The organism is Aquabacterium sp. A08, assembly GCF_011742065.1.
Genome location: NZ_JAAQQT010000545.1, coordinates 1 through 2254 on the forward strand (window position 1 = coordinate 1; position 2254 = coordinate 2254).

General features: G+C 72.5%; 3 protein-coding genes. 1 reads left to right on the forward strand and 2 read right to left on the reverse strand.

All coding sequences use genetic code 11. From position 1 onward, the window contains the following. Positions 1-1236: bifunctional UDP-N-acetylglucosamine diphosphorylase/glucosamine-1-phosphate N-acetyltransferase GlmU (gene glmU / locus HA630_RS04795; protein ID WP_166832823.1), on the forward strand; the 1236-nt coding region annotated here is incomplete at its 5' end. A 7-nt stretch (positions 1237-1243) separates the two neighbouring features. On the opposite strand, the gene HA630_RS04800 is transcribed toward glmU, so the two are convergent. After that, on the reverse strand, positions 1244-1702 hold the full coding sequence (locus HA630_RS04800) for an SH3 domain-containing protein (protein ID WP_166832825.1): 459 nt from the start codon (positions 1700-1702) through the stop codon (positions 1244-1246). Between the two features lie 90 nt (positions 1703-1792). Beyond that, on the reverse strand, positions 1793-2254 hold a 462-nt coding region (locus HA630_RS04805), incomplete at its 5' end, for an Lrp/AsnC family transcriptional regulator (protein ID WP_166832827.1).

Sequence of the window (2254 nt, forward strand, 5' to 3'; positions counted from 1 at the left end):
CACGGCGCCGAACAGGTGGAAGCCGCGCTGGCGCCCCTGGCCACCCCGGCGCTGGCGCTGGACTTTGTGCGCCAGGAACCCCAGCTGGGCACCGGCCACGCGGTGCAGCAGGCGGTGCCGGTGCTGGCCGACGACGGCGTGACGCTGGTGTTGTCCGGCGACGTGCCGCTGACCCGGCCCGACACCTTGCAGGCCCTGCTGGCGCTGTGCGCGGGCGAACACCTGGCCCTGCTCACGCTGGACCTGCCCGACCCCACCGGCTACGGCCGCATCGTGCGCGACGCCACCGGCGGCGTGCAAGCCATCGTCGAGCACAAGGACGCGAGTGAGGCGCAGCGCGCCCTGACCGAGATTTACAGCGGCATCATGGCCGTGCCCACGCGCCGGCTGCGCGCCTGGCTGGCGCGGCTGGACAACCGCAACGCCCAGCAGGAGTACTACCTGACCGACGTGGTCCAGTTCGCGGTGGCCGACGGCGCCCGGGTGCTGGCGCACCGCATCGACGACGCGATGCAGGTGGCCGGCGTCAACAGCCCGGCGCAACTGGCCGAGCTGGAGCGTGCCCACCAACGCCGCCTGGCCGCCGACTTGATGGAAGCCGGCGTGCGCCTGGCCGACCCGGCCCGGCTGGACGTGCGCGGCACGCTCACCTGCGGGCAGGACGTGGACATCGACGTCAACTGCGTGTTCGAGGGCACGGTGGCGCTGGGCGACGGCGTGCGCATCGGTGCGAACTGCGTGATCGCCAACGCCCGCATCGAAGCCGGCGCGGTGGTCCACCCCTTCACCCACATCGACGGTGAAAAGGCCGGTGTCCAAGTGGGCGAGCGTGCCTGGGTGGGCCCCTTCGCCCGCCTGCGCCCCGGCGCGCAACTGGGGCCCGAGGTGCACATTGGCAACTTCGTCGAAGTGAAAAACTCCACCCTGGCCGCCGGGGCCAAGGCCAACCACCTGGCCTACCTGGGCGACGCCACCGTGGGCGAACGCGTCAACTACGGCGCGGGCAGCATCACCGCCAACTACGACGGCGCCAACAAACACCGCACCGTGATCGAGGCCGACGTGCACGTGGGCAGCAACTGCGTGCTGGTGGCCCCGGTGACGCTGGGCGCCGGTGGCACGGTGGCCGGCGGCTCCACCATCACCAAGGACACCCCGCCCGGCGCCCTGAGCGTGGCGCGCGGCAAACAGCTCAGCATTCCCAACTGGCAGCGGCCGCGCAAAACCCCGAAGTGAGGCGGCCTCACCAGCCCCAGAGCAGGTCGCTGGCGGCCCAGACGGTGCCGCTGCCCTGGGGGGCTTGCAGCTGCACCCAGTCGCCCTGGCGGCGGTTGGTGCGCAGCACGTCGCCGTAGGCGGCCTTGGCCACCACCGGGTGCTGGGTGCCGGGGCCGGCGCGCAGGTTCAGCACCCGGGCCTTGACCACGTGGTGCCGCGCGTCGCTGGTGACGCTGCGGGCGATCCAGCCCTCGTCGCCCTCGAAGTCGCGCACCCGCAGCCAGTCGCCTTGGCGTTCCAGCACCTGCAGCGGGTAGCCCTGGGCCAGTTTCCACAGCACCTCGCCCTGGGTGCCGGGTTGGGCGCGCAGGTTGACGTTGGGGTTGCGCACGCTCACCAGTTCCTGCGCCCAAGTGGGGGCCAGGGCCGACAGCCCGAGAGTGGCGGCGGTGATGAGGGTGCGGGCGTGGGCCGACAAGCGCATGGGGGAGTCCTCCTGGTGGTGCACACGGGGGTGTGTCTGTGGAACGACCGGCCGTGACCGGCCCGGGTTCCCTAAAATTATGCGCCCGCTTCAGGCCCGGGGGGCCGCTGGTGGCGCGGCCGGCAGCGGTTGTGCCGGCTGGAACTTGGCCCGCTTGACGCTGAAGAAGGCCTTGACGTTGCGCACGTTGGCGTGCTGGGTGAACAGGCGCTGCGCCACCGCCAGGTAAGCGGGCATGTCGGTCACGGCCAGCACCAGCACGAAGTCGGGGCCGCTGGCCACGCGGTAGCACTGCTGCACCGCCGCGTCGGCCACGGCGTGGCGCTCGAAGGCGTCCAGGTGCTCCTCGCCCTGGCGGTCCAGGCTCACCTCCACCAGCGCCGTCAGGCCGTGGCCCAGGGCGGCGGCCAGCCGTTCCGGTTGCAACAGGGCCACCTGGCGTTCGATGATGCCTTGCGCCTCCAGCCGGCGCACCCGCCGCAGCGCCGTGGCCGGCGACACCCCGCAGCGCTCGGCCAGCCGGTGGTTGGGCTGGCGGGCGTCGGTCTGCAG

Excerpts from the sequence above, each read along its gene's own strand:
- HA630_RS04800 (WP_166832825.1), bottom strand. The coding sequence starts at position 1,702 with ATGCGCTTGTCGGCCCACGCCCGCACCCTCATCACCGCCGCCACTCTC.